Genomic DNA, 25,595 nt, shown 5'->3' with positions numbered 1-25,595 from the left:
CTTAGTAGCATATATAAATTTAGATAAATTACTTTTTTTATCTATTATTTATTAATTAAAATAATTTTATTATAATTATCTATATCGTTAAAAATTTTATATTAAATTAGGAGATAAAATGAAAAAAACAATCAAGGATATTGATTTAAAAGGAAAAAAAGTAATTTTAAGAGTTGATTTTAACGTTCCTGTATCAAACGGAATTGTTATGGACACTAAAAGAATTGATGCAGCCATTCCTACAATTAAATACATTTTAGATAATGGCGCTTCTTTAATCATGCTATCACATTTAGGAAGAATTAAAAGTGAAGAAGATAAAGCAAACAAATCTTTAAAAGTTGTTGTTGAAAAATTCTCACAAATTTTAGGTAAAGAAGTTAAATTTGTTCCTGCAACAAGAGGAAATGAAGTTGAAGAGGCTGCTAAAAACTTAAAACCAGGTGAAATTATTTTCTTAGAAAATACTCGTTTTGAAGATTTAAATGACAAGGCAGAATCAGGTAATAGTGATGAATTAGCAAAATACTGAGCATCATTAGGAGATGTTTACGTAAATGATGCTTTTGGAGCTTCTCATAGATCTCACGCTTCAACTGCTGGAATTGCTAAATTTGTTAAAGAATCTGCTTTAGGATTTTTAATGAATGACGAAGTTCTACATTTAGAAAAAATTCTAGATGGATTTGAAAGACCATTTGTTGCTATTGTTGGTGGTGCTAAAGTTAGTGACAAAATTAAAGTTCTAGAAAAATTATTCCACGTTGCTGATAAGGTTTTAGTAGTTGGTGGTATGGCTTATACTTTCCAAAAGGCTTTAGGGCACAAAATTGGTACATCAATTTGTGAAGATGATAGGGTTGAAATGGCAAAACAATACTTAGTTGAATATAAAGATAAAATTGTTTTACCTATTGATAATGCATACACAGATGAATTTGCTGATAAACTCCCTGCATTTACAACAAAAGATAATATCGACATTCCTGATGGATATATGGGACTTGATGTTGGTCCACAATCAGTAGAACTATTTAATGAAGTTATTTCAACAGCTAAAACCATTTTCTGAAATGGTCCTGCTGGTGTAACTGAATTTAAAAACTTCGAAAATGGAACTAAAGGGATTGCAATTGCAATTGCTAATAACCAAGATGCATATTCAGTTGTTGGTGGTGGAGATTCAGTTACTGCAATTAACAAATTAGGTTACCAATCTAAATTTAGTTTTATATCAACAGGTGGTGGTGCTTCTATCGAATTTATCCAAGGTAATAAAATGCCAGGATTTGAAGCAATTCAAGACAAATAATAATTAATTAATGAAAATATAATTTTAAAATTTTTTCAAATTTAAAGGCTTTCAATATTTTTATTGAGAGCCTTTATTTTTTATTTTAAAATTAAAAAACTTGAATTTTGAATAAAATTTAAGCGTTTTTTTTATGTTTTTTTAAAAAAGTAATAAAATAAAACTGAAAAAAGAATAAGAGGAGAAAAATAGAAAATGAAAAGATCTAAAAAATTGTTAATGGTCTTAGGTATTTCGGGTGCTTTAGCTGCTACCGCATTAACAATTACAACCACAACATTACTTTCAAAAAATGTTGCAAATGATAATGTTACCCCTGCAAATCAAAATACAGACTTCAGTATTTTAAATAAACATAAATATTCAGAAAAATTAAATGAAGTTGAAACATTATTACATAATGATTTAAAACACAATAAATATCAAGATATTAGAAGCGAACTAGATAACTCAAAAGATGAAATTTCTAAAACTATTACAAATGAAAGCAATGAAGTTGATTATACAAATGCTATTAATTCATTACAAGAAGCAATTGATAAAGCTTTAAATAAAAAAGCAAAAGCTGATAAAAAACTTTTAGAACTTTCGGAATATGAAAATACTTATTTATCACGTGTAGAAATTAAAAGAATTAAAGCTTTAAGAGATAATTTAATAGCTGAAAAGGAAGCGATAAATAATGCTATTTATAATCAAGAGTTAAAGACCCAATCTTTATATGATAACGCTATTGAAAAATTAGATGATCTTTTATATAATACAAAAGAAAAAGAAGAAGTTATTGTTAAAGAATTATCTAAAATTCAATGAATAAAAAATAGAATAGAAAACTTATTGGCTGAATTAAAAAATGCAAATAAAGACTATTATAATGAACTAATTTCTGAAATTGAAGCACACTTATCTAGTGAATATACCGTAGAAAAAATTAATGAAGCACTAGAGCCAAAAGATCCATCAGATTTTTCGGAATTATTCAAACCTACAGCAGATAGAATTTTTCAAAATAAGAAAGATTACATAGATATATTACAAGAAAACAAAGAAAGATATAATTCAAAAGTTTTAGAAGTTGAAGGATATCTAAATGTGGATTTAAATGAAGAAAAATACAATGCTGTTAAAGAAAAATTAACTACAGAATTAGAAAGAATTAAAAATGAAGTTCAAAGTAGCACTTTAACTGATATTCAAGAAAAAACTAACTTTTATAATCAGAAAATCCAAGAATTAGAAGAAGCTCTTCAAAAAGCAAGAGGAGGAAAAGACGATATTGATGCTGAAACAAATCCAAGAATTCAATACAATAGAAAACTAGCTGAATTTGAAAACTTAATTAGTAGATTTAAAGCAACAAAAGGTACAATACGTGCTCATATTTATAATAAAGGAAAAATAATAAAAGAACTTGAAACTACTAGAGATGAAGTGAAACAAAGTGTTGCTAACACAACACCCGAGAATGAAACACAACTTTATACTGAAGCAAAAGCTAAAATAGTTAAATCTATTGAAGATACTTTAGCAAAAAGAAGTGAATTAATAAAATCAAATATTAGAACAAATTTCGAGGACTTGAAAAATTCTTGAGAGAATGAAATTAATTCTAGATTAGAATCCGGAGAAATAGACAGAAATCAACTTTCAGACTCAATATTTAAAAAATATGAAAATCTTGTAAAACTTGTGAATTCAGAAGAATACTTAGATCAAAAAATTTCTTTAGATAATAATGAAACAGAAATTAGCAAATGATATTCAGCAATGACGGAATCAATACTGTTTTTAGAAGAAATAAGAGATAATGATCCTTATGACTACTACTTAGAAAAAGAACGAGAAGAAGAAATTTTAACTAAATTAGAAGAAGCAGAACAATTAATCTCTCAATTGAATGACGATAAATACCAAGATATTAAAACTAGGTTAGAAGAAAAAATTAATTTAAACAAAAATAGATACCAAACATCAAAACAAAATTATATTAGTTCTCAAAATAAAGAGATAACCCAAGTTAATCAATTAACCACAATTTATCAAACAATATTAAGCGATTTAACGCGAGCACTAGACGAAGCTAATAATGAAAAAAACACTGTTGATAATAACTAATTTTAGTAATTAAATTTATTAGTAAATAAAGTTCGAAGAATAAATCGAACTTTATTTTTTATTCATTTTATAATTTGTATATTTTGTTAAAATTTTAACTATGAGAAATTTAAAATCAACTCTAAAAGAAACTCAATTTGCAATTGAAAAACTAAAAGATATATTTTCACATAAATTAAGAAAGTCTTTAAATTTAACTAGAGTTTCAGCACCGATATTTTTAAGAAGCAGTAGTGGATTGAATGACGGTCTTTCGGGCGAAACACCAGTTTTTTTCAAACCAAAAAATATTAATGAAAATATTGAAATTATCCATTCTTTAGCAAAATGAAAAAGGGATGCTTTATCTCGTTACAATTTTGGTTTATATGAAGGTATTTATACTGATATGAATGCAATTAGACAACAAGAAGATATTGATTTAACTCATTCTTTTTATGTTGATCAATGAGATTGAGAACTAGTTATTAGAAATGAAGATCGAAATCTAGCTTTTTTAAAATCAATTGTTAAAAAAATTTATAAAAGTCTAAAGTTTACTGAAAAAACAATTAACAAAGTTTATTCAGTTTTAAGTAATAAATTACCTAAGAAGATTACTTTTATTGATTCTAATGATTTATATAATTTATATCCAGATTTAAATCCAGAAGAAAGAGAATATCAAATAGTAAAAAAATATAAAGCAATTTTTATTTACAAAATTGGTAATTTACTTCCTGATGGTAAACCTCATTCAAAAAGAGCTAAAGATTATGATGATTGAAACTTAAATGGTGATTTAATTGTATATGATGAAATTAACGATATTGCCTTAGAATTAAGTAGTATGGGAATTAGGGTTAATAAATCCGCTTTAATTAATCAATATAATTTATTAGAAAATGAAATTATAAAAATAAGCCCTTACCATAAAAATATAATTGAAGAAAAATTACCACTAACAATCGGTGGGGGGATTGGACAATCAAGAATTGCGATGTTTTTATTGGAAAAAAAACATATTGGTGAAGTTCAAGTTAGTGTTTGAGATGAAGATACAAAAAAGAAAGCAATTGAAAATGATATTACTCTTTTATAAAAATTACTTTCTTTTCTATTATTAAAATATAAAAAATATGGTTTATTTACAAAAAAATTTTAAGTAAAAAGAGCCATATTTTTATTTTCTTCAAAATTTAAATAAATAAGGTTATCAAAACAAAATGATTATATTTTTTTAAAAAAAATACTAAAAATGTGTTGTTTTTGCTACATTTTTGAATTAAAAAATTAATTTAAGTGCAATTATTTTTTATTAAGATACAATATGTTTTAAAAACAAGATTGAAATTACAGGGAAAATATGGAAAGATCAGACAAAATATTATTATCGCTAGGAGCAATAACCGGGGCAATTAGTATAGCTACAACGCAAGTTGTTTTTTAACAAAAAAAGAAAACAATCAAGACTTAGATTACCTAAGTAAAAAACAATATTTAGAAAAATTAAATGAAGTTAATCTATATTTACTTAATGACTTATCAGATTTAAAGTATTATTTAATTAAGAACAAATTAAATTTTAAAAAAGAACAAATAGTTAAAAGCATTAATGATGGTAGCAAAAAAGAACAATATAACGAAGCAACTGAATTATTAAATATTGCTTTAAATGAAACTAAAAATGAAAAACAAATATTTGATGATAATACACAGAACTTAAAAGAAGCAAAAACAGAATATAGAAAAAATTTAGATAAAGCAGAATTAATACTTGACCGACTAAAAAGTTATAAAAAAGAAACAAAAATAAATGAGGTAATAAAAAATGCTTATGACCAAGCAATTTTAATATTGGAATATTCAATAAGAAAAACAAAAGAAGATGTTAGAAATATAACTAATGAAAATGAGTTAGAAGTTTATAAAAAATCTTTAGAAAAATAAAAGAGAAACAAAAAGAAGCACTAACAAAAAGAAAAATAATCATTGCTAATGAAATATTAAAAGAAAAAGAAGCTGTATTAAAAGGACCTATAAAAACGTTTGATAATTATATTAAAGATAAGACTCTTGATAAAAGTAGAATTTCAGATGTAATTTTTGAAAAATTTGGATTTATTAAAAATAATTTAACCGAGGAATATATTGAGGATAAAATCTCATTTAATTTTACTAACGAACAAATTACAATATGGTTTGAGAATGTAATAAGTTCTATGATTTCTATTAATGAAGATATTAAACATTATGCAAACATTTATTATGACAATAAAAACTATATTAAAGATATCGAAATAGTAACAGAAGAAGCAAAAAAATTAATAGCTGATCTTAATTTAGAACCTAGCGATAAATATAATGAAATTAAAGAATATTTAATTAAAGGTTTAGATTTTCAATTAAAAGAATATGAGAAAATTCAAATAGAATATAGATTATTAAGAAATAATAAAAAAGTAGGTGAACTTAAAAAATTTAATCAACAACTAATTTATGTACATCGCGGAATTAAGTTTGTAATTGTCAAGTCTCTAGATGATAAGAAGAAAATCGATAATCCCGAAAGTTAAAATAAAAAAGCAAATTTTGCTTTTTTATTTTGCTATTTTGAAATAACAAACATCGCCGTCTTTCATTAAATAATTTCTTCCTTCAAGCGACATTTTCCCATTTTCCTTGGCACCTTTTTCGCCATTATACAATATATAATCTTCGTATTTAATAACTTCAGCCTTAACAAATTTCTTTTCAAAATCAGTATGTATAATTCCGGCACATTCTGCTGCATTCATTCCGTTTTTAAAAACTCAAGCTCTGGCTTCGATTTCTCCAGCAGTAAAATAAGTCGCTTGATTTAAAATATAAAAACTTTTTGAAATAATTTCGTCTAAACCAGATTTTTCAATATTATATTCACTTAGAAACATTTGTTTTTCTTCTTTTGAAAATGAAGATAGTTCATGTTCGATTTTTACAGAAATTGGAATTATAACTTCATTATTTTTTTCGATTTCTGCTTTTAGTTTTAAGAAGTGTTGCGATTCATTAATGTTTTTATAAGTATTAATATCTAAATTTGCAACATAAATTGTTGGCTTCATTGATAAAAATTGATAATTTTTAATTAATAAAAATTCTTCTTCATCAAAATCAATATTCTTAAGCATTTTTTCTTCAAGTAAATAATCCTTAATTTTTAAAAGTAAATTATATTCTTTTCTTAATTCTTCATCTTTTGAATTTAATGCTTTTTTGCCAATTCTATTTAATATGTTTTCAACAACTTGCAAATCAGCTAAAATAAGTTCTAAATTAATAATATGTAAATCATGAATTGGATCAATTTTATTATTTACGTGGACAATATCATCATTTTCAAAACATCTTATTACATGAACAATAGCATCAACCTCTCTAATATTAGCTAAAAACTTATTCCCTAAACCTTCACCCTTTGAAGCTCCTTCAACTAAACCAGCAATATCAACAAATTGAAATGTTGCTGGAACAACTTTTTTGGTATTAACAATTTCTGCAAGTTTATATAATCTCTCATCTTCTAAGTTAACAATAGCAACATTAGGTTCAATTGTTGTAAAGGCATAATTTGCTGATTCAGCCTCATTTAATGTAAGCGCAGAAAATAATGTACTTTTCCCAACATTAGGTAATCCCACAATACCTGCTTTTAAAGACATAATCTATCCTCCATATTTATTTAATATTAATAATTTTAAAAAAATAATTAATCTTTTATTAACTTTTGTTAAATAAAAAAATTATTACTTATTTTTTATTTAATTTAATTTTTAAAATAAATAAAAAATATTGTTATAATACTTGGCATAATTAAAAATACATATAGAGTTGTTTAGCTTGACAGCGATGAAACATGCCAACCTGTTTTTTTAAAAAATAAGGTGGATAGTCAGAGATTTAAAATCTAACATGTATCATTAAGTGCTTATGTTAATTAAAAAACAACTTACTATTATTAAATAAGTTGTTTTTTATTTTTAATTATTACAAAAAATAAAATCATAAAGAAAGGAATAAAAAATATGAAAAGATTAATAACAAGTGAATCAGTAGGCGCAGGTCACCCTGATAAGATTTGCGACCAAATTTCTGATGCAATTTTGGATGCAACATTATCACAAGATAAATATTCAAGAGTTGCTTGTGATGTAATTGCAAATAATGATTTAATTTACATTGGTGGACAAATTACTACAAATGCAAAAATAGACGCAATAAATGAAGCCTGAAAAATTTTAAAAAACTTAGGTTACAATAAAAATGATTTTAAAATAATTAATGGTGTTACTAAACAAAGTGATGATATTGCCAAAGGTGTAGATAAGGATAATAATAAAGAATTAGGAGCTGGTGATCAAGGAATTTTATTTGGTTATGCTACGGATGAAAATGAATACTATATGCCTTGAGCTTTAATTTTATCTCATGAATTAGTTAAAAGAGCAGAAAATTTAAGAAGAGAAAATAAGTTTCCTTTTGCTAAATCAGATATGAAAAGCCAAGTAACAATTGAATATGATGATGAATTAAATACCTATACAATTAAGAAAGTATTAATGTCAATTCAACATGAAGAAAATTTTGATTACAATCAATTTAAAGAATTTATACAAAAAAATATTGTTAATTATGTTTTAGCAAAACATAATTTCAATTTAGATTATGAATTGTTAATTAATCCTACTGGAAGATTTGTTATTGGTGGGCCAGTAGGTGACACTGGATTAACTGGTAGAAAAATAATCGTTGATACATATGGCGGCTTTGCAAGACATGGAGGTGGAGCATTTTCAGGAAAAGATGCTACAAAAATAGATCGTTCTGCAGCTTATATGGCAAGATACATTGCAAAAAATTTAGTAGCAGCTAAAATTGCTAAAAAAGTGGAAATTCAATTATCTTATGCGATTGGTTTGCCAAGACCTCAATCAATTTTTGTTGAAACATTTAATACTTCAAAACATAGCGAAGAACAAATTATTAAAGCAATTTATGCAATTTTTGATTTAAGTGTTGAAGGAATAATCAAAACTCTTGATTTATTAAAACCAATTTATTTCCAAACGTCTACTTTTGGTCATTTTGGTAGAAATGATTTAGATTTAAGTTGAGAAAAAATTGATAAAGTGCAAGAAATTGAAAACTTTTTTAAATATATATAAACTAATTTATAATTTATATATATTTTAGGAGATTAGTTTAATGGTAGAACCATGGACTCCAAACCCATTTGTGCGGGTTCGATTCCTGCATCTCCTGCCATATCAAAATAATTTGAAATAAAAAAACAAACTTTTAAGAAAACCTCAAATGTTTTTCCAAATTACTAGGTTTAACATTTGAGGTTTTTAAAATTTAATTAAAAACTAAATAATTAAACTTTTAAATATTATTCTTTAAAGTTTTCTTCTTGTTTTTTAATGTTTTTTTAATTTAGTTTTTTTATTAAATAAATTTTAAGCATTACATATTTAAATTTTTTGAATTTTTATTTATATTTTAAGAACAATGAAATGTTAGTTTAAAAATATAAATAATCTATTTGCGTACCATATTTATTAAAAAAGTCATTATTTTTTACTTTTTTTTGCATTTTTATACATAAATTGCTAAAAAATCTATAAAATATATTCGAATATATTATATATGATACATATATAAGGTATATTTTATATAAGGTATATTTATTAAAAAGATTTTTAATGATAAAAAAGGAAAAAAAAGGAAATAGAAAATGAACAAAAGAGATAAAAGAAGATTGTTAACAGCTTTTGCTGTAACCGGTTCAATTGCTGCAATTTCAACTGCAATTGTTTTTGCTGTAAGTGCAAATAGAAAAGTTACAGTATCAAATAAAAAAACTGTTGAAGATAGATTAATTTAATTAAATCAAAAAGCAAACTACGCTTTTGAAAATTCAAGTAGAAAAGATGAACTTCTTACCCTAGATTATTTACTTAATTTTGAAAAAGAAGTTCATGGATTACTAAATCAATCTAATGAATTAGAGAACAAAATTGCTGAAGAAGAAAGTAAAAGCGAAGATTTAGCAAATCTAGAATACAAAGAAAATAAAAAAGTATCATTACCTACAAAATTAAATGAAGAATACTTAACTCCTGCTTTAGCAAATATATTAGAAAATGCTAAAATTGTAGGTAATAAAATTGCAAGTGAAGTTAATGATGTTGATGCTAATTTAGTTAATGAAGCAAAACAAAAAATTAACGAAAGCACAAACGTTGAAGAAGTAATGAATGCAATTAAATTAATAAAATCAATTAATGATTTTAAAAATGAATTAAAAGATTCAATTTACTATTCAAATAAATCAAAAGATTTTATTAAGAGTGAATTTGACAAATTAACAGATAAAGAAAGAATAGAAAACTTTATTGAAAGTTATCAATATACTTCTTTAATTAAAAAAGATTTTTATGATAATTATTTAACAGATGAACAAGAAATTGACAAAGTAATCGAAACTTTAAATAAGCAAGATTTTTTAGATGCAGTTAATATTGAAAAAATAACTGAATTAATTAACAATATTTCAGAAGTAAATGAACTTAAAAAAGAAGTAATCGAAGAATATTTACCTAAATATGTTAGAAATGTTTTAAGAAAAAAGGTTAATTATAATACAGAGATTTCTAAATCTAGATCAGAATTTAAAGCAAGAAGGGTTATAGCAAGAAATCTTCAAAATATTTTGTTTAGCACTAATAAAGATGAAATAGAAAAGTTTAAGAAAATGTTAATGAATGCATTAGAAGCTAACAAAAAAGATGATTTTACTAAGTTTGCAGGTTTTTTATCGGCTTATGCCATTGAAGAAAACACTACTAAATTTCAAAGAGCAATTCAAGAGATAATACATCCTATTTATGTTAATTCAATGTGATATTTTGATAAAGAATACCCTGAGACAACTTATGAGAGTGATTTTGATTTAAATGAAAATGATATTAGCAATATTGAAAATGGTGTAACACATAACGGTAATGGCCGTTATTATGAATATGATTATTATACTTTAAAAGAATATAATAATAAAAAAATATTAGTTTTATTTTCAAGCCATAAAAATCAAAGTGAAAAAATTCACCCAATTTTTAGAAGAAAGTCAATATCAATTTTTGATCTTAGCAAGGCTAAGGGATTAGAATCTTTTGATAGTAGTGAAGGTTTTTCATTAATTAACTTTTTCCCTACTCCAACAAGTTTAAATGAAGAAATAGCTGAAGGCCATCAATCAACTGCATATCATAAAGCATATATAGAAAATATTGAAAGTGTAAAAATTCACGAAGCCATAATTGATAAAATATTTTTAAATATTAACTCAAAAGAAATTTTTGATCATTATTCAGATTATTTTACACACAATAACATTGATAAAGAAAAATCAAATAAAAGATATGAATTTTTATCAAACCATGTAAATAATTTACCTGAAGACATTAATGAATTATTAAAAGATCCAGTTGTTATTAAATTCCATGAATTATCTTTAACAAATGATATTAACAAGGTAGATGAAAATGTTAATAAATTCTTAGAATTCTTAGATTCAAAACTACAATAATAATAAAAATAGAACTTAAGTATTTAATATACTTAAGCTCTATTTTTTTAGTTTTTTTGGCTTCTTTTTAAGGGTTTTTTCTAAAAGTAATAAAATAATAAATGAAAGAAACATTCAAGAAATAAAAAGAAAAAAATATAAATTTAAAAAGAAAACTTATAAAACCTAAACAAATTAAGTATTTATAATCTAAGAAGGTTAAAATATGAAAAAGTCAACTAAACGTAAGATTTTAGCAGGATTAATTACTAGCGCAGCATTAACTTCTTTTGTTGCTTTGGCTGTCTTTTTTACAAAAGGCTGCAACACTAAAAAAATCAAAGATAATACCGAGAAAGATGAAAAGGATGATAAAGATAAAGAATCAAACCCTTTTATTGAAAGATTGATTAAATTAAATCGTGATACTGATGCAATATCAAAACAAACAAATAAGGATAATCCTTTTACTAATTTTGAGAATTTGATTGATTTAGAAAAGAAAATAGTGGCATTACAAGCTGAAGCCAGTGAATTAGGTGCAGAAATTTCAAATTCGCAATTTAGTGAAAAAGACTTTAAAAATGTTGAATTTGAAACTGGAAAAAAAGTTATTATGCCACAAGCAATTAATGAAAACATCCTTTCTGAAGCAAAAGATAATATTATTAAGGTTGCAAAAAGATATTTAGAAAATGAACTAAATAATTCTAATTTTTCAGAAAATAACAAAAATGCATATTTAGAAAATATTGCAACATTTAGAAATATTTTGCAATTCAAAGATGAATATCAATCTATTTTAAAAGTAAAAGAATTTTTTGCTAGCTTAGATTCATCTATTTATTATTCAACTAATGCTAAACAAACTATTTTAGGTGATTTTCACGATATAAATCAAACTAATGAAATTGTAAATTATATAGATAATTATGATGTTATCACTTCAAATAAAAAAGAATATTATGATGCAATTTATCAGAAGAAGCAAAAACTGATGAACCTATTAAATATTTAAATAGACCTAATTTCCTAGATGCAATTAGTCTGGAGAGTGTTAATAAAGAAAAAAATGATATAACTGAATTATTTGATTTAAAGAAAGATCTTTTGGAAAATTATTTAGATAACTATGCTAAGAATTTTAGTTCTGAAGAAAATGTCGATAAGGAAGATGTGCCATTTGATCATGCATTTAATATTTATGTTGATTCAAACACTCCTAAACAAGAAGGTTATAAACAATACATTTCTCTAGCAATGCAATCATTAATTTTTTCAGCTTCTAAAAAAGATATAATAAAATATAAAGATTTTTTAAATAACTTTATAACTAATTGAAATGTTAAAACAAAAGATGTAACAAAAGAATATTTTTATGCAGGTGATGATGAATGAGAAAAAAGTTATTGAAAAAACACATTTGTTCTTCATGTTTTTCAACAAGAATTTTTTACTAAAGAATATTATGATGAAGCTTTAAAACAATTTATTAATTCTACCGATGAAGAAAATAGTGAAAAAATTGCAATAGATGAAGATGCAAGTGATGAAGATGGTGTAGGTGGACCTGATATGCCAACTCACTTAGATAGATATAATGACAAATATATTCTTGTAAATATTCATACATTTAATAATAATGATGAAGTTATTAATCCTTTCTTTAGGTTTTATTACATTAATCTTTATAAAAATCACGCACAATCATTTTTCGAATATGATAGAACTCCAGCTTTTGGTCTAATTCGTTTCTTTAATAAAAATCTTTTTGTGAAAGAAAAAGAAGAAAAAATCAAATTATATGAAATACAAGTAAAAATTGCAAGACTTCTATATCAACATATAAACCGTGATGTTATCTTTGATCATTATCGTGACTACTTTATAGCTCATAATGCAGATCGCGAAAAAGCTAACAAAAGATATAACTATATCTCAAATTATATAAATACTATTGATAAAAACATTGATATATTAATAAAAGAACCTTTAGTTTTAGAAATGTATAAATTATCATTAACTGACGATATTGATAAAGTTGATGAAAACTTTAATAAGTTTCTAGAATTCCTAGATTCAAAAATCCAATAATTATAAAAATATGAATCTTAGATTTATCCAAAAATTTAAGATTCATATTTTTTCTATATCATTTTTTATCAAAAAAAATCGTTTTTTTTTGTTTTTTTTCAACTAGTTATATAATTTATAGCACAATTTAAAAATTTAGAAGAAATTTCAAATTTTAAAATTAAAAATAATATATAAAACTAATACAAAAAATAAATGAATTAAAAACTTTTATAAGAAAGGAGTTTTAACTATGAGAAATTCAAGCAAACGCAGAATTTTATCAGGTTTAATAGTTGTAGCAGCAACTACAACTTTTATTGCATCAGCAATAACATTTGTTAATGGTTGCAACTTAAAAAGAGAAGAAAAAATTGTAAATCCATTTATTGAAAGACTAATAAGATTAAATCGTGGTGCTTATTTAACCTTAAGTCAAAGTGATACTAATAATCCTTTCACTAGTTTTGAAGATTTAATAACTTTAGAAAACAAAATTCAAAATTTAAATATTGAATCAAGGGAACTAGATTTTGATATTTTAAATTCTCAATTTAGCGATAAAGATTTTGAAAATATCGAATTTGAACCTAATAGAAAAGTTATTATGCCAAAACCTATTGAACATAATATTCTTCCTGAAGCTAATGCAAATATTATTAAGAAAGCAAAAAAATATTTGGAAGATCAATTAAATGATGATAACTTTTCTCAAAATAATAAAAATGCCTTCTTAATCAAAATAGAAAAATTCACCAAAATTTCACAATTTGTTAAAGAATATCAAACTATTCTTAAAGTTAAAAAGTTTTTTACAAATTTAAAATCTACAATTTATTATTCAACTAATGCTAAACAAACTATTTTAGGTGATTTTCACGATATAAATCAAACTAATGAAATTGTAAATTATATAGATAATTATGATGTTATCACTTCAAATAAAAAAGAATATTATGATAGTAATTTATCAGAAGTAGCAAAAACTGATGAACCTATTAAATATTTAAATAAACCTAATTTTTTAGATGCAGTTAGCTTAGAAAGTGTTAACAAAGAAAAAAATGATATAACTGAATTATTTGAGCTAAAGAAAGATCTTTTAGAAAATTATTTAGATAACTATGCTAAGAATTTTGGTTCTGAAGAAGTTTTAAGAAGTGATAAGGAATTAAATGATGAAGAAAACAATAAACAACATGACAAAAAAAATAATTACAAACGTTTTTTATCACTAAATATGCAATCAGTAATTTACTCAGCAACCAAAAAGGAAATTCAAAAATTTAAAAATGTATTAAATAATTTTATGAGTAATTGATTTGATGATGATAAAGATATATTATATGATGAATATTTATATACCCAAAAAACATATACTAGTAAAGGTGAACCTAATAAATTTTTTGATTCAAGACTAAGTTCACTGTCATCCTATTTATATTCATATCAAGTAGTTCCTGTAGATCAAAGTGGATTAAACTTTCTTGAAACTGAAGCAACTGATATTACTGATGGCGATTGAAATGCTAGCAGAATTAAAAAGCACGAAGAAAAATCAGAAAAAGAATTAGAAACTAATCAAGAAGAATATGAACTAAATAGATTTTATAGAATCGATAAACATAAAGATAAATATATACTTGCTAATATTTTTTATTTTGAAGGCGATGTTTATGAAGATAACCTCAATCCATTTTTTAGATATAGCTACATTAATTTGTATGAAAAAATGAATAGCTCTTATTTTAATGAGGATAAAACACCAGCATTTAGTTTAATTAACTTTTTTAATAGATTTCTTTCAACAAAAGAAAAAGATGAAAAAATTAAACTATATGATATTTATGAAAAAATAATACGTCATTTATATCAACAAATAAATCGTGACCTTATTTTCGATAGATATGAAGACTACTTTATCACACATAATTCAAATCGTGAAAAAGCCAATAAGAGATATAACTATATGAAAAGTTATATAAGTAATGTTAATAAAAATATAGATACATTAATAAAAGAACCTCTAGTTTTAGAAATATATAAACTATCATTAACTGATGATATTGATAAAGTTGAAGAAAATGTGAATAAATTTTTAGAATTCCTAGATTCTCAAATCTAATAATAAAAAGCAAGTGTAATAATATTTACCCTTGCTTTTATAATATTTTGATTTTTTTATTGATATAAAAATTTTATTATTTATAATAAATACAATTTAATTAATATAAAAAAATATCTAATAAAAAAAAGAAGGGAAATAATATGTACAAAGTGTTTTCAAAAGGAATGATCGAAATAATAACAGGACCTATGTTTAGCGGTAAAAGTGAAGAACTTTTAAGACGACTAAGAACTTTATCATATGCAAAATTTAATAGTTTAATTATTAAACCGGAGTATGATAACCGTTTTTCAGATAATGAAATTGTTAGCCGTTGTGGCCTAAAACATGAAACATTTTCAATTAAAAAAATCGAAGAAATTTATTCGTTATTAAATGAGCAAAAGTACCAAGCAATTTTAATTGATGAAGCACATTTTTTTGGAAATGATTTAATTAATGTTGCTGATGATTTAGCAAATAAAGGATATCTTATTATTATTGCTGGTTTAGATCAAGATTATCAACGTCGTCCTTTTGGGCCTATTCCAAGCCTTATGGCAATAGCGGAAACTGTAACCAAGTTACAAGCGATATGCGTGATTTGCCAAAATATTGCTTCTACTTCTTATCGTAAGGCTAAAAGCAATGATTTAAATTATTTAGGCGATTATAATGAATATGAAGCTAGATGCCGTAAATGTCATTTATTAGGCGAAAAGGCAAAAAAATAGAATAAAAAAAATGGGGCGTTCGAAGGGGATCGAACCCTCGTATGCCGGAGCCACAACCCGGAGCGTTAACCACTTCGCCACGAACGCCATTTTTATAAATTGCCTTATTATTTTAACACAAATAATTAAATTTAATTAAAAATTAAGGCTATAAAAAAGTAAAAGAAAAAACACATTTTTTAGCAATGTGTTTTTTTGTTTTAATATTTTAACTTTAAATTAAAATAATTCAATTTCATAAATTGTTGTTTTATCTTTAAATCTAAAAGGAATTACTATTTTTCCGTCTTCTTTTTTGTCAAAACATAAAGCAAGTCTTTGAGAATTAGAAACTGCAAATACTATTTCTTTATTAGAAGCCATATCTAAAAATTCTTGTGCAAATAAGTTATCACCCAATGCTGTCTTAGCCTTCTTATTGGTTGATCCAAAAGTAAATGTTTTAGTTTGCTTATTATTCTTTAAATAACCAAAATAATTTTTATCATTTGGACTATCTGAAAGTTTAGTTGAAGATAATTTTAGAATTTCAGATTTAACATTTTCAGCAACTGTTCCAGTTAAAATTGTTTTATTATTAACTTTCTCAACAATAGCTCTTTGTGCTTCAGTTAATTCCTCAACATTTGTAGAAGGTCCTTCTTCGTTATTTTCTTTCGCTTTTGTTTCATCTAATTTTGCTTTTAAAGCATTTTTAGCATTATTAATTATTTCTGAAGTAGCGTCAGATGCTTCTGCTATTTGTTTTTGCTTATTTAATTCTTCTTCAAGTTCATTTTTAATTGTTTGTTTTTCAGGAGCAGTTAATGTTGCTAAATATGTTTCAACTTCTTGTTTTAAAGTATTAAATTGTTGTAATGCTTGTGCTTTTGCAGCTGCTTCAGCTTCAGCTTGATCTTTAGCATTTTTAGCTTCAGTTGCTTTAGTAATAGCAGCACTTAATTTAGCAGTTGCTGACTCATAGTTTTCTTTTGTAGGATTTTCTGATGGAACAAGTGCTTTTGCTTCATTTACTTCTTGATCAAAAGTAGTTTTGATTTCGTTATATTTACCATCTTCACTTGTTAGTTGTGTTGCTAACTGTGTTGCTTCACTAACTTTTGCATCATATGCATTCTTAGCATTTTCAAATGCTGCTAATTCAGCGTCTTTAGCTTCCTTTTCTGTGTTAGCAGTTTCAATAGCATCTTCTATTGCTGAAATTGCAGTGTTATATTGATCTGTAGTACTTTGATCGTTAATATTTTGTTTTGCTTCATTTAAAGAGTTTTGAAGTTTAGTTTTAATTGCACCATATTTTTCTTCCGAAGCAGATAAAGTTGTTACTAATTCTTCTGCTTCTCTAACTTTGTTATTATATGATGTTTTGGCAGTTTCTAAAGCCGCTAATTCTCTATCTTTATCTTCTTTTGCTTGATTTGCTTTTGCAATTGCAGCATTTAATTTAGAAGTAGCAGATTGATAATTTTCCTTTGTAGGATTTGATTCCGGAACATCTGCTTTAGCGGTTTCAACTTCTTGATCAAATGTTGTTTTAATAGTTCTGTATTTATCATTATCTAATTCAGTAGATAATTGTGTTGCTTCTTCAACTCTTGTGTTATATACGTGTCTAATTGTTTCAAATTCAATAATTTCTTGATCTTTAGCTTCTTTTGCTTCACTTGTTTTTGTAATAGCAGCACTTAATTTAGCAGTTGCTGACTCATAGTTTTCTTTTGTAGGATTTTCTGATGGAACAAGTGCTTTTGCTTCGTTTACTTCTTGATCAAAAGTAGTTTTGATTTCGTTATATTTACCATCTTCACTTGTTAGTTGTGTTGCTAACTGTGTTGCTTCAGTAACTTTTGCATCATATGCATTCTTAGCGGTTTCAAAAGCTGCTAACTCAGCATCTTTAGTTTCTTTTGCTTTTTGTGCTTTAGCTATAGCATCATTTAATTTTGTTGTTGCTGATTGATAGTTTTCTACAGTAGCATTTTCTGCAGGAACATCTGCTTTAGCACTTGTTACTTCGTTTTCAAAAGTTGTTTTAATCTCGCTATATTTACCATCTTCGGTTGTTAATTGCGCCATTAATTCTGTTGATGCTTTAACTTTTTCATCATAAGCTGCTTTTGCTTTTGCTAATTTTTGTTCTGGTGTTTCAGGTTCTTCTGTTTGTGCCTTAATTTCTTCTACCTTTTTAACCAAAACATCTAAAGCGTTCTTAATTTCTTCATTAGTTGACTCAGGATTTGATAAAACTGCTTGAGCCGCTTCTAAAGCTAATTTAATTTCAGCTTTTTGAAATTCTTTTAAATCTTTATTTGTTTCTAATTCTTCTTCAAAAATTTTGATTTGTTTTGAAAGTTGTTTTTTAGGAGTTTTCTTAACTACTGTTGCAACGGTTAAAGCAACAGATGCTGCTGTAGCAGTAGCTGCTAGAAATGTTAACCCTATTAACAATTTACTTGATTTTTTCATTTTACCTCATAATAATTTATTTAAATTTTTAAATAATAAATTTTAACAATTTATTGATATGTTTTTTATAATCGATGATTTTCATTAAGTTTTATTGGATTTTTTATATAAAAATATCTAAAAATGAAATAAAAATAAAAAAATGCAGAATAAATCTGCATTAAATTATTTCTTTTGTTCAGCCAATTTTTTCTTTAAAACTAGTTCCTCAATAATTGTATATTTTGTTTCATCGACTTTTTCGAATTTTGCTTCGATGTCAAAAGGTTTAATATCGATATGATTAACAATTAAAGAAAGCAAATTATTTTTAAATTCTACGATTCCACGATCAATGAAAAACGTTTTAGTTTCATTGCTTTCTTCTTTAATAATTATTTTCGATGGAATAAGAGCTGCTAAAAAAGGTACTGCTTCCTTCATTAAACCAATTTGGCCTTCGGTAGTTGTAAAAGTAGCTATATTAGCTTTAGATTGATAATAAACTCCGTTAGGGGTAGTTATAAGAACGTTAATAAATTTGTTTTCACTCATAAATTATTTTTCAAATTTATAACCTAAAGTTTTAGCTTTTTCAATTACATCTTCGATTGTACCCACATATAAAAATGCTTCTTCAGGTAAATCATCATATTTCCCGCTTAAAATTTCTTTAAATGATCTTATTGTATCTTGTAATTGAATATATCTTCCTTTAATACCACTAAATTTTTCAGCAACAAAAAATGGTTGTGATAAGAAACTTCTAATTCTTCTTGCTCGTGCTACAACTTTTTTATCTTCTTCAGAAAGTTCGTGCATACCTAAAATAGCAATGATATCTTGCAATTCTTTAAATCTTTGTAGAATATTTTGTACTTCTCTTGCGGTATTATAATGTTCTAAACCAATGATATTTGGATCCATCATTCTTGAATTTGAGCCCAATGGATCAATTGCTGGATAAATACCTAAAGCAGCAATATCACGATCTAAAACAGTTTTTGCATCTAAGTGAGTAAAGGTTGTTGCAGGAGCTGGGTCTGTTAAGTCATCAGCAGGAACATAAACTGCTTGTACGGAAGTGATTGATCCTTTATTAGTTGATGTTATTCTTTCTTGTAATTGACCCATTTCTACTGCTAAGGTTGGTTGATAACCTACGGCTGAAGGCATTCTTCCTAATAGCGCTGAAACTTCCGAACCTGCTTGAGTAAATCTAAAAATGTTATCGATAAATAGTAAAACATCTTGTCCCATTTGGTCACGGAAATATTCTGCCATTGTAAGAGCTGTAAATGGCGCTCTCATTCTTGCTCCAGGAGGTTCATTCATTTGACCAAATACTAAAGCAGTTTTATCTAAAACACCACTTGCTTTCATTTCATGGTATAAGTCATTTCCTTCTCTAGTTCTTTCTCCTACACCAGCAAAAACAGATAAACCCCCATGTTGTTTAGCGATGTTATTAATTAGTTCTTGAATTAATACTGTTTTACCAACACCAGCTCCACCAAATAAACCAATTTTTCCACCTTTAATATAAGGAATTAAAAGGTCAATAACTTTAATACCTGTTTCAAAAATTTCTAATGTAGATTTTTGTTCTTCAAAACTTGGAGCACTTCTATGAATAGGCATTTGATGTTCAAAATTACCACCTAATAAATCAATAGGTTGCCCTAAAACATTAAACATTCTTGAAAGAATTTCTTTTCCTACCGGTGCACTGATTGGTCTTTTTAAATCAAGAACTTTCATTCCTCTTCTTAAACCAATTGTTAAACTCATAGCAATAGTTCTTACTGTATCATTACCGATATGTTGAGCAACTTCTAGAATTTGTTTATTTTCGGGATTATTTTCATCAATAACTTCAAGAGCATTAAGCATTTTAGGCGCTTTACCTTCTTCGAATCTAACATCGATAACAGCACCTAAAATTTGGGTAATAACACCGTAATTTAGTTCATTTTTTTCTTCTTTCTTTGCCATTATTAAATCCTTTCACTAAGAACCTGATCCGTTAACAATTTCGGTAAGTTCTTGAGTAATTTTTGATTGACGTGAACTATTGTATTCAATCTTTAAATCTTCTATTAAATCTTCTGCATTATCAGATGCTTGTTCCATTGCTGTTCTTCTTTGACTAGTTTCGGCTAATTTTGCATTAATTAAAGCATTATAAATTGAGGCTTCAAAAAAGATCCGGAATGAATTAATTAGAATAACTTCTGGATTTGGTTCAAAAATTATTTCTAAATTATCTTTATTTAAATTATTATTTAAATTTTCTTGTTCAATTTTTTCTATTGTATTTTTTGAAATTGGAAAAATTTCTTGAACAATTGGGTCGGCCTTTAATGGGTTTTCATAATCTGTATAAATTAATTTAACTGATGTTAACAATGAAATTTCTAAAACATCATAAATTTTATTTGAAACCACTTGAGCTATTTCGTAAGTTGGATTATCTCCAATTTGTGTTAAGGTTTGAATAATATGATATTTTTTATTTTTTTCAATTAGGCTTAATAATTTTGATCCAATTACAATCAAAATATCATCGCCAGTAACTACTTCATTGATTTTTTTATACATTTCCGAATTAAAAGAACCGCAAAGTCCTAAATCACTTCCAAAAACAATATATAAATTTCTTCTTGCTGTAAATTCTCAAGCATGACGGTTTAATAATTTATCAATATCTTGTTCTGAGTGTTTGATTAAATTAATAAATATATTTTCAACATTTTTAAAATACGATTTTACTTCACTAATTTTATTTTTTATTTTGGAAAATTTTGCTGTTGCAACAAGTTCCATTGCTTTAGTAATTTTTTTAGTTGAATTAATTGAGTTAATTCTTTGTTTTATTTTTTGCAAGGTTTCCATGGTAATTCAGGAATAAGAATGTAATTATCTTTATTATATAATGGAATAGTTTTTATAAATAAATCATTAAATACAATAATTTGATTATAAATTTCTTCAATTAACTCATTAGTTCAATCAGTTGATTCTTCGATTTTTCTAATAATTTCTGTTGCTTTAGTATCGGTTGCAAAATAAGTTAAAATTTCTTGTCGATATTTAATTATGCTATTTTTAGGAATAACGTTTATTAAACGGTATTTTGCTAAAAATAATAAAATAATTTGTTGTGCTGGTGAATAAGGTGAAAATTGTGATTGTTTTAATAATTCATAAACTTTAGCACCATGTTCTAAGATAATTCTTGTATTTTGATCAAGATCTGAACCAAATTGGGCAAAAGCTTGCATTTCATTATATTGTGCTAATTCAAGTTTTAAACTTGAAACAACTTTCTTAGTCATTTTGGTTTGTGCTGCTGAACCAACTCTACTTACTGAGTAACCAATGTCAATTGCTGGTCTTTGACCTGAATTAAACAACGATTCTTTTGTAAAAATTTGTCCATCGGTAATTGAAATAACATTTGTTGGAATATATGCAGAAATATCTTCAGCTTGAGTTTCAATTATAGGAAGTGCAGTAATTGAACCACCACCATAATCATTATTTAAACGTGCTGATCTTTCTAATAATTGTGAGTGTAAATAGAAAACATCACCAGGATAAGCTTCACGTCCAGGAGGTCTTCTTAATAATAATGATAATGTACGATAAGCGACAGCATGTTTTGATAAGTCATCATAAACAATTAATACACTCTTGCCTTGAGACATTCATTCTTCAGCAATTGTTACACCAGTATATGGAGCAATATATTGTAATGGTGCACTTTCTGAAGCTGAAGCAGCAATAATTGTTGTATATTTCATTGCATCATTTTTAGCTAATTGGTCAACAATTTGTGTTATTGTTGAATTTTTTTGACCTATTGCTACATAAATACAATAAACATCTTTACCTTTTTGATTTAAAATAGCATCGATTGCTATTGCTGTTTTTCCGGTTTGTCTGTCACCGATAATTAATTCACGTTGTCCCTTACCAATAGGAATTAAAGCATCAATTGCTAAAATACCTGTATTTAAAGGTTCTGAAACTTCTTTACGAGTCATAACCCCAGGGGCTATTTTAAAAATTGGTCTACTAATTTCACTATCAATTTTATTTTTTCCGTCAATTGGCTTTGCTAGTGCATTAACAACACGACCTAATAAAGCATCACCAACTTTAACTGAAATAACTTCATGTGTTCTTTTAACGTGAGAATTTTCAACAATATTTCTATCATCTCCTAAAACAACAACACCAACTAACTCTTCCTCAAGGTTTAAAGCCATACCAACAATGCCACAATCAAAAATAACTAATTCACCATATTCAACATTAGTTAAACCACTAACTAGAGCAATCCCATCACCAACAGTTATAACTCTACCAACTTCGACATAACTTACATTATCATTAAATTCTTTAATTTGATTTTTAATGATAGCTGATAAATCACTTGGTTTTAAAGCCATATTTTTCCTTTCATTATACTAAAGACTTAATTTTATTTAATTTTCCTAAAACAGAATTATCAATTAAATACTCGTCAACTTTAATTTTGATTCCACCAATTAAACTTTTATCAATTTCATTAATTAAAGTAACTTTTGAATTCAAATCTTTTGAAAGTTTTACTTCTAATTGTGAAATTTCTTGTTTTGTTAAAGGATTAACTGAATAAACATGACCATATCTAATATTTAATTTATCGTTTGATAATTCGATAAAACGGTGGAAAATAATATCAATATACTTAACAACGTGTTTTTTAGTTGCTAATTTAATCATGTTTAAAATATATGGATGATATGAAGCAAAAGCCTCATCAATCATTTTAAACTTTCTTTCTTCTGATAAATCAAAAGAATTAAGCATCTTTAAATATTCTTTATTTTGTTTTAAAACTTTAATAATGTCAGCAGATTCATTTGTAATTTCCACTAATTTATTTGAACTCTTAGCAAGATCAAATAAAGCAAATGATCAATTATTAATAATTTCGTTTAAATCAGTCATAATTATTTTTCAATAACTTCATTAATCATTTTAATGTTGTCAGAATCTTTGATTTCACGACCAATAATTTTTTTAGCAATTTCAACTGCATTTTCCATAATAATTTTCTTTTGTTCAACATTAAATTGTGCACGTTTTTTATTAATCAAAATTTCTGCTTGTTCTAACATCATTTCTGCTTTTTTCTTTGCTGCAGCTGAACCACTGTTAACAATTCTTTCGCTTTCAGCCTTAGCATTATTTATAATAGTTTTTGCTTGATTTGTTGCTTCAATTATTTTTTTATCGTGTTCTTCTTGAACTTTTAAAGCTTCGTCTTTAGCTTTAATTGAAGCGTCAATATTTTCTTGAATTAATTCTTGACGTCTTTTTACCATTTTTTTAACTGGTTTGTAAACTAAAAAAGTGATAATAACAGTTACAAGCATTAAAACAATTAAAGAAAATACAAATAAAGGTCAATTAAATGTTAGTCCCGAGAATGTTTTTTCTAATTCTTCACTAACACTTCCACTACCTTCTGATAGTTTATTTAGAATAGTTAATGTTTCCATTTTGTATTTTTTCTTTTTGTTATATAAAAATTAATAGTAAAGCAATAACTAAACAATAAATAGATGCAGTTTCAACAATAGCTAGACCTAAAATTAATAAGGTACGTACTTTAGATAAAGCTTCAGGGTTTCTTCCAACAGCTTCACAAGCTTTAGCAACAGCGATACCTTGCCCTAAAGAAACAACACCAGCACCACAAATAGCTAAACCAGCTCCAAGCATTGTTAAACCATATGCAATAGGATAATTATGTGCATCTTTTAAACCTGCTTTGTCAGCGTCAAAGGTTTGAATAATTTCTCTTACTTTGTCTAATTTATCAATCATTTTTTCTCTCCTAAATTAAGTTATTTTAATTTGTTATTTTTTTAACTAGTTTGAATAATTTCTTTATTTTTTTCTTTTTTTGCAATAATTTTCTTTTTTCAATCTCTAATTTTTTTCTTATGTTTTTCTTTTACATCAACTTCTGCTGCCTGTGATCAGTAGGACATTGTTAGGACAACAAAAACAAAAGCTTGAATTGCACCACCAAATAAATCAAAATATAAATTAAATGCTGGTAAAATCAAAATTCCAAATGGATTAAATGTTGCAGCCTCTGAAGTTGCTTGCACACCAATAATTTTTGCTCAAATATTGTTTAAGAATATCGATGCTAATGATACTAAAACAACTCCACCAATAATATTTCCATATACCCGGAATGTCATTGAAATAATCGGTGAATAATTAGAAGCAAATTCTAATGGATTTAAAAGTTTAATAACATATTTTACTTTGTTATAAGCGATACCGACACCAGCTGTTCCTAATCATGAAACTACTGTTGCAGCTAAAACTGCTGATAAACTAGAACCCATTGGTGCTAAACCAATTATTGATAATATATTTCCAAAAAATATAAATACAAATAAGGAAATAAGATATGGATTTGCCTTATCAAATTTTGATTCATGTGTTTCTGAAATAAATTTATCTCCACCTATAATTGCAGTTTCAACTAAGATAATTGCTGCATTAGGTGCTTTATTAACTTTTTGCCTTTTAACAGCCACATAAATTAAAACTGATAAAACTAAAGTTATAAATACAAGCGAAATAAGCGAAAAAATTTGATTACTATTAATTTCAGATGAACCAAATCAATTAATTTTTAATAGTTTGTCCATTGTCCTCCTTTCTTTTCTTAATTGCAAATATAACAGCTCAGATTATTGAAAAAACTGACAATAATAAATAAGGAGCTGTTATTGTTATTGTATTAAATGGAAAAAATGCTAAATTAGAACTAGGATAAATCGAATGATAATAAGAATTTATTCAAATAAAAAATCCTAAAATAGCGACGTTTAAAATCATTAATAATAAAAAAATTAAAATAGCAATAAACATTCGAGTTTTATATTGCTTTTTACTATTACTATCAATACTGTTTTTTATTAATCTTAGTGACAGCTTTAACATAACTAAAAATAATAAAAAACTAACTATACCAACCAAATACCCTAGTAATAAAGAATAATCTAAAAAGGCTATTGCAGAGAATATTAACAATAAGGCAATATTTAGGGTAGTATAAGTTATTCAAAAAAGTTTTCCATTTAATTTATTCATGCTCAAGTGGTTATTTATAAAATAACCTATGTAAATTATATTACT

23 protein-coding genes and 2 tRNA genes are annotated in these 25,595 nt (G+C 25.5%); 12 read left to right on the top strand and 13 right to left on the bottom strand.

Annotated elements, in window-relative coordinates:
* The first annotated feature begins 118 nt into the window (after positions 1 to 118).
* From ACQW0Y_RS02315 to ACQW0Y_RS02300, 4 genes are all read left to right on the top strand, one after another.
* On the top strand, positions 119 to 1,312 hold the full coding sequence (locus ACQW0Y_RS02315; protein WP_427867570.1) for a phosphoglycerate kinase: 1,194 nt from the start codon (positions 119 to 121) through the stop codon (positions 1,310 to 1,312).
* Positions 1,313 to 1,507: 195 nt separating this feature from the next.
* Positions 1,508 to 3,427: a hypothetical protein gene (locus ACQW0Y_RS02310; protein ID WP_427867569.1), complete on the top strand. Its 1,920-nt coding sequence runs from the start codon at positions 1,508 to 1,510 to the stop codon at positions 3,425 to 3,427.
* Between the two features lie 100 nt (positions 3,428 to 3,527).
* Positions 3,528 to 4,508: an aspartate--ammonia ligase gene (gene asnA / locus ACQW0Y_RS02305; RefSeq protein ID WP_427867568.1), complete on the top strand. Its 981-nt coding sequence runs from the start codon at positions 3,528 to 3,530 to the stop codon at positions 4,506 to 4,508.
* Positions 4,509 to 5,628: 1,120 nt separating this feature from the next.
* A complete protein-coding gene (locus ACQW0Y_RS02300; RefSeq protein WP_427867567.1) occupies positions 5,629 to 5,982 on the top strand; it encodes a hypothetical protein in 354 nt (117 codons plus the stop codon).
* Between the two features lie 24 nt (positions 5,983 to 6,006).
* On the opposite strand, the gene ychF is transcribed toward ACQW0Y_RS02300, so the two are convergent.
* Positions 6,007 to 7,110, bottom strand: coding sequence for a redox-regulated ATPase YchF (gene ychF, locus ACQW0Y_RS02295; RefSeq protein WP_427867566.1), 1,104 nt, complete (start codon positions 7,108 to 7,110; stop codon positions 6,007 to 6,009).
* A gap of 363 nt (positions 7,111 to 7,473) precedes the next feature.
* Between ychF and metK the strand changes: the two genes are divergently transcribed.
* The 3 genes from metK to ACQW0Y_RS02280 all read left to right on the top strand — a co-directional run bounded on the left by metK (position 7,474) and on the right by ACQW0Y_RS02280 (position 9,335).
* The gene (gene metK, locus ACQW0Y_RS02290; RefSeq protein WP_427867565.1) at positions 7,474 to 8,613 is read left to right on the top strand and encodes a methionine adenosyltransferase; all 1,140 of its coding nucleotides are present in this window, start codon (positions 7,474 to 7,476) and stop codon (positions 8,611 to 8,613) included.
* A 26-nt stretch (positions 8,614 to 8,639) separates the two neighbouring features.
* Positions 8,640 to 8,713 (top strand) — tRNA-Trp (locus ACQW0Y_RS02285).
* A gap of 472 nt (positions 8,714 to 9,185) precedes the next feature.
* Positions 9,186 to 9,335, top strand: coding sequence for a hypothetical protein (locus tag ACQW0Y_RS02280; RefSeq protein WP_427867564.1), 150 nt, complete (start codon positions 9,186 to 9,188; stop codon positions 9,333 to 9,335).
* A 65-nt stretch (positions 9,336 to 9,400) separates the two neighbouring features.
* Here the strand turns inward: ACQW0Y_RS02280 and ACQW0Y_RS02275 are convergent, their stop codons facing one another.
* On the bottom strand, positions 9,401 to 9,688 hold the full coding sequence (locus ACQW0Y_RS02275) for a hypothetical protein (protein ID WP_427867563.1): 288 nt from the start codon (positions 9,686 to 9,688) through the stop codon (positions 9,401 to 9,403).
* A gap of 16 nt (positions 9,689 to 9,704) precedes the next feature.
* On the opposite strand from ACQW0Y_RS02275, the gene ACQW0Y_RS02270 reads away from it, so the two are divergent.
* From ACQW0Y_RS02270 to ACQW0Y_RS02250, 5 genes are all read left to right on the top strand, one after another.
* Positions 9,705 to 11,039, top strand: a complete 1,335-nt coding sequence (locus ACQW0Y_RS02270; protein WP_427867562.1) for a hypothetical protein — start codon at positions 9,705 to 9,707, stop codon at positions 11,037 to 11,039.
* A 205-nt stretch (positions 11,040 to 11,244) separates the two neighbouring features.
* The gene (locus ACQW0Y_RS02265; RefSeq protein WP_427867561.1) at positions 11,245 to 12,036 is read left to right on the top strand and encodes a hypothetical protein; all 792 of its coding nucleotides are present in this window, start codon (positions 11,245 to 11,247) and stop codon (positions 12,034 to 12,036) included.
* A 92-nt stretch (positions 12,037 to 12,128) separates the two neighbouring features.
* On the top strand, positions 12,129 to 13,112 hold the full coding sequence (locus ACQW0Y_RS02260; protein ID WP_427867560.1) for a hypothetical protein: 984 nt from the start codon (positions 12,129 to 12,131) through the stop codon (positions 13,110 to 13,112).
* A gap of 232 nt (positions 13,113 to 13,344) precedes the next feature.
* On the top strand, positions 13,345 to 15,216 hold the full coding sequence (locus ACQW0Y_RS02255) for a hypothetical protein (RefSeq protein WP_427867559.1): 1,872 nt from the start codon (positions 13,345 to 13,347) through the stop codon (positions 15,214 to 15,216).
* A gap of 143 nt (positions 15,217 to 15,359) precedes the next feature.
* The gene (locus tag ACQW0Y_RS02250) at positions 15,360 to 15,932 is read left to right on the top strand and encodes a thymidine kinase (protein ID WP_427867558.1); all 573 of its coding nucleotides are present in this window, start codon (positions 15,360 to 15,362) and stop codon (positions 15,930 to 15,932) included.
* 11 nt (positions 15,933 to 15,943) lie between these two features.
* Here the strand turns inward: ACQW0Y_RS02250 and ACQW0Y_RS02245 are convergent.
* The 11 genes from ACQW0Y_RS02245 to ACQW0Y_RS02195 form a co-directional block, all read right to left on the bottom strand.
* Positions 15,944 to 16,019: transfer RNA gene (locus ACQW0Y_RS02245), tRNA-His, on the bottom strand.
* A 132-nt stretch (positions 16,020 to 16,151) separates the two neighbouring features.
* Positions 16,152 to 18,398, bottom strand: a complete 2,247-nt coding sequence (locus tag ACQW0Y_RS02240; RefSeq protein WP_427867557.1) for a hypothetical protein — start codon at positions 18,396 to 18,398, stop codon at positions 16,152 to 16,154.
* 165 nt (positions 18,399 to 18,563) lie between these two features.
* Positions 18,564 to 18,932: a F0F1 ATP synthase subunit epsilon gene (locus ACQW0Y_RS02235; protein WP_427867556.1), complete on the bottom strand. Its 369-nt coding sequence runs from the start codon at positions 18,930 to 18,932 to the stop codon at positions 18,564 to 18,566.
* 3 nt (positions 18,933 to 18,935) lie between these two features.
* Entirely contained in the window at positions 18,936 to 20,372 is a 1,437-nt protein-coding gene (gene atpD, locus ACQW0Y_RS02230) for a F0F1 ATP synthase subunit beta (protein ID WP_427867555.1), read from the bottom strand.
* 15 nt (positions 20,373 to 20,387) lie between these two features.
* Entirely contained in the window at positions 20,388 to 21,272 is an 885-nt protein-coding gene (atpG, locus tag ACQW0Y_RS02225) for an ATP synthase F1 subunit gamma (RefSeq protein WP_427867554.1), read from the bottom strand.
* Positions 21,251 to 22,834, bottom strand: coding sequence for a F0F1 ATP synthase subunit alpha (atpA, locus tag ACQW0Y_RS02220; RefSeq protein ID WP_427867553.1), 1,584 nt, complete (start codon positions 22,832 to 22,834; stop codon positions 21,251 to 21,253). The genes atpG and atpA overlap by 22 nt, the downstream gene beginning before the upstream one ends.
* 13 nt (positions 22,835 to 22,847) lie before the next feature.
* The gene (locus ACQW0Y_RS02215) at positions 22,848 to 23,378 is read right to left on the bottom strand and encodes a F0F1 ATP synthase subunit delta (RefSeq protein ID WP_427867552.1); all 531 of its coding nucleotides are present in this window, start codon (positions 23,376 to 23,378) and stop codon (positions 22,848 to 22,850) included.
* A 2-nt stretch (positions 23,379 to 23,380) separates the two neighbouring features.
* The gene (locus tag ACQW0Y_RS02210) at positions 23,381 to 23,932 is read right to left on the bottom strand and encodes a hypothetical protein (protein ID WP_427867551.1); all 552 of its coding nucleotides are present in this window, start codon (positions 23,930 to 23,932) and stop codon (positions 23,381 to 23,383) included.
* Positions 23,933 to 23,951: 19 nt separating this feature from the next.
* Positions 23,952 to 24,260 (bottom strand): ATP synthase F0 subunit C, encoded by a 309-nt coding sequence (atpE, locus tag ACQW0Y_RS02205; protein WP_427867550.1) that lies wholly within the window; start codon positions 24,258 to 24,260, stop codon positions 23,952 to 23,954.
* Positions 24,261 to 24,301: 41 nt separating this feature from the next.
* Positions 24,302 to 25,105: a F0F1 ATP synthase subunit A gene (locus ACQW0Y_RS02200; RefSeq protein WP_427867549.1), complete on the bottom strand. Its 804-nt coding sequence runs from the start codon at positions 25,103 to 25,105 to the stop codon at positions 24,302 to 24,304.
* Entirely contained in the window at positions 25,083 to 25,550 is a 468-nt protein-coding gene (locus ACQW0Y_RS02195) for a hypothetical protein (RefSeq protein WP_427867548.1), read from the bottom strand. Before ACQW0Y_RS02195 ends, ACQW0Y_RS02200 begins: the two co-directional genes overlap by 23 nt.
* Positions 25,551 to 25,595 lie beyond the last annotated feature (45 nt).

The organism is Mycoplasmopsis arginini, assembly GCF_965278885.1.
Classification (GTDB): Bacteria; Bacillota_I; Bacilli_A; order Mycoplasmatales; family Metamycoplasmataceae; genus Metamycoplasma; species Metamycoplasma arginini_B.
Note: the sequence above shows the minus strand (reverse complement) of the source record. Positions and strands in the feature narration are given on the sequence as shown.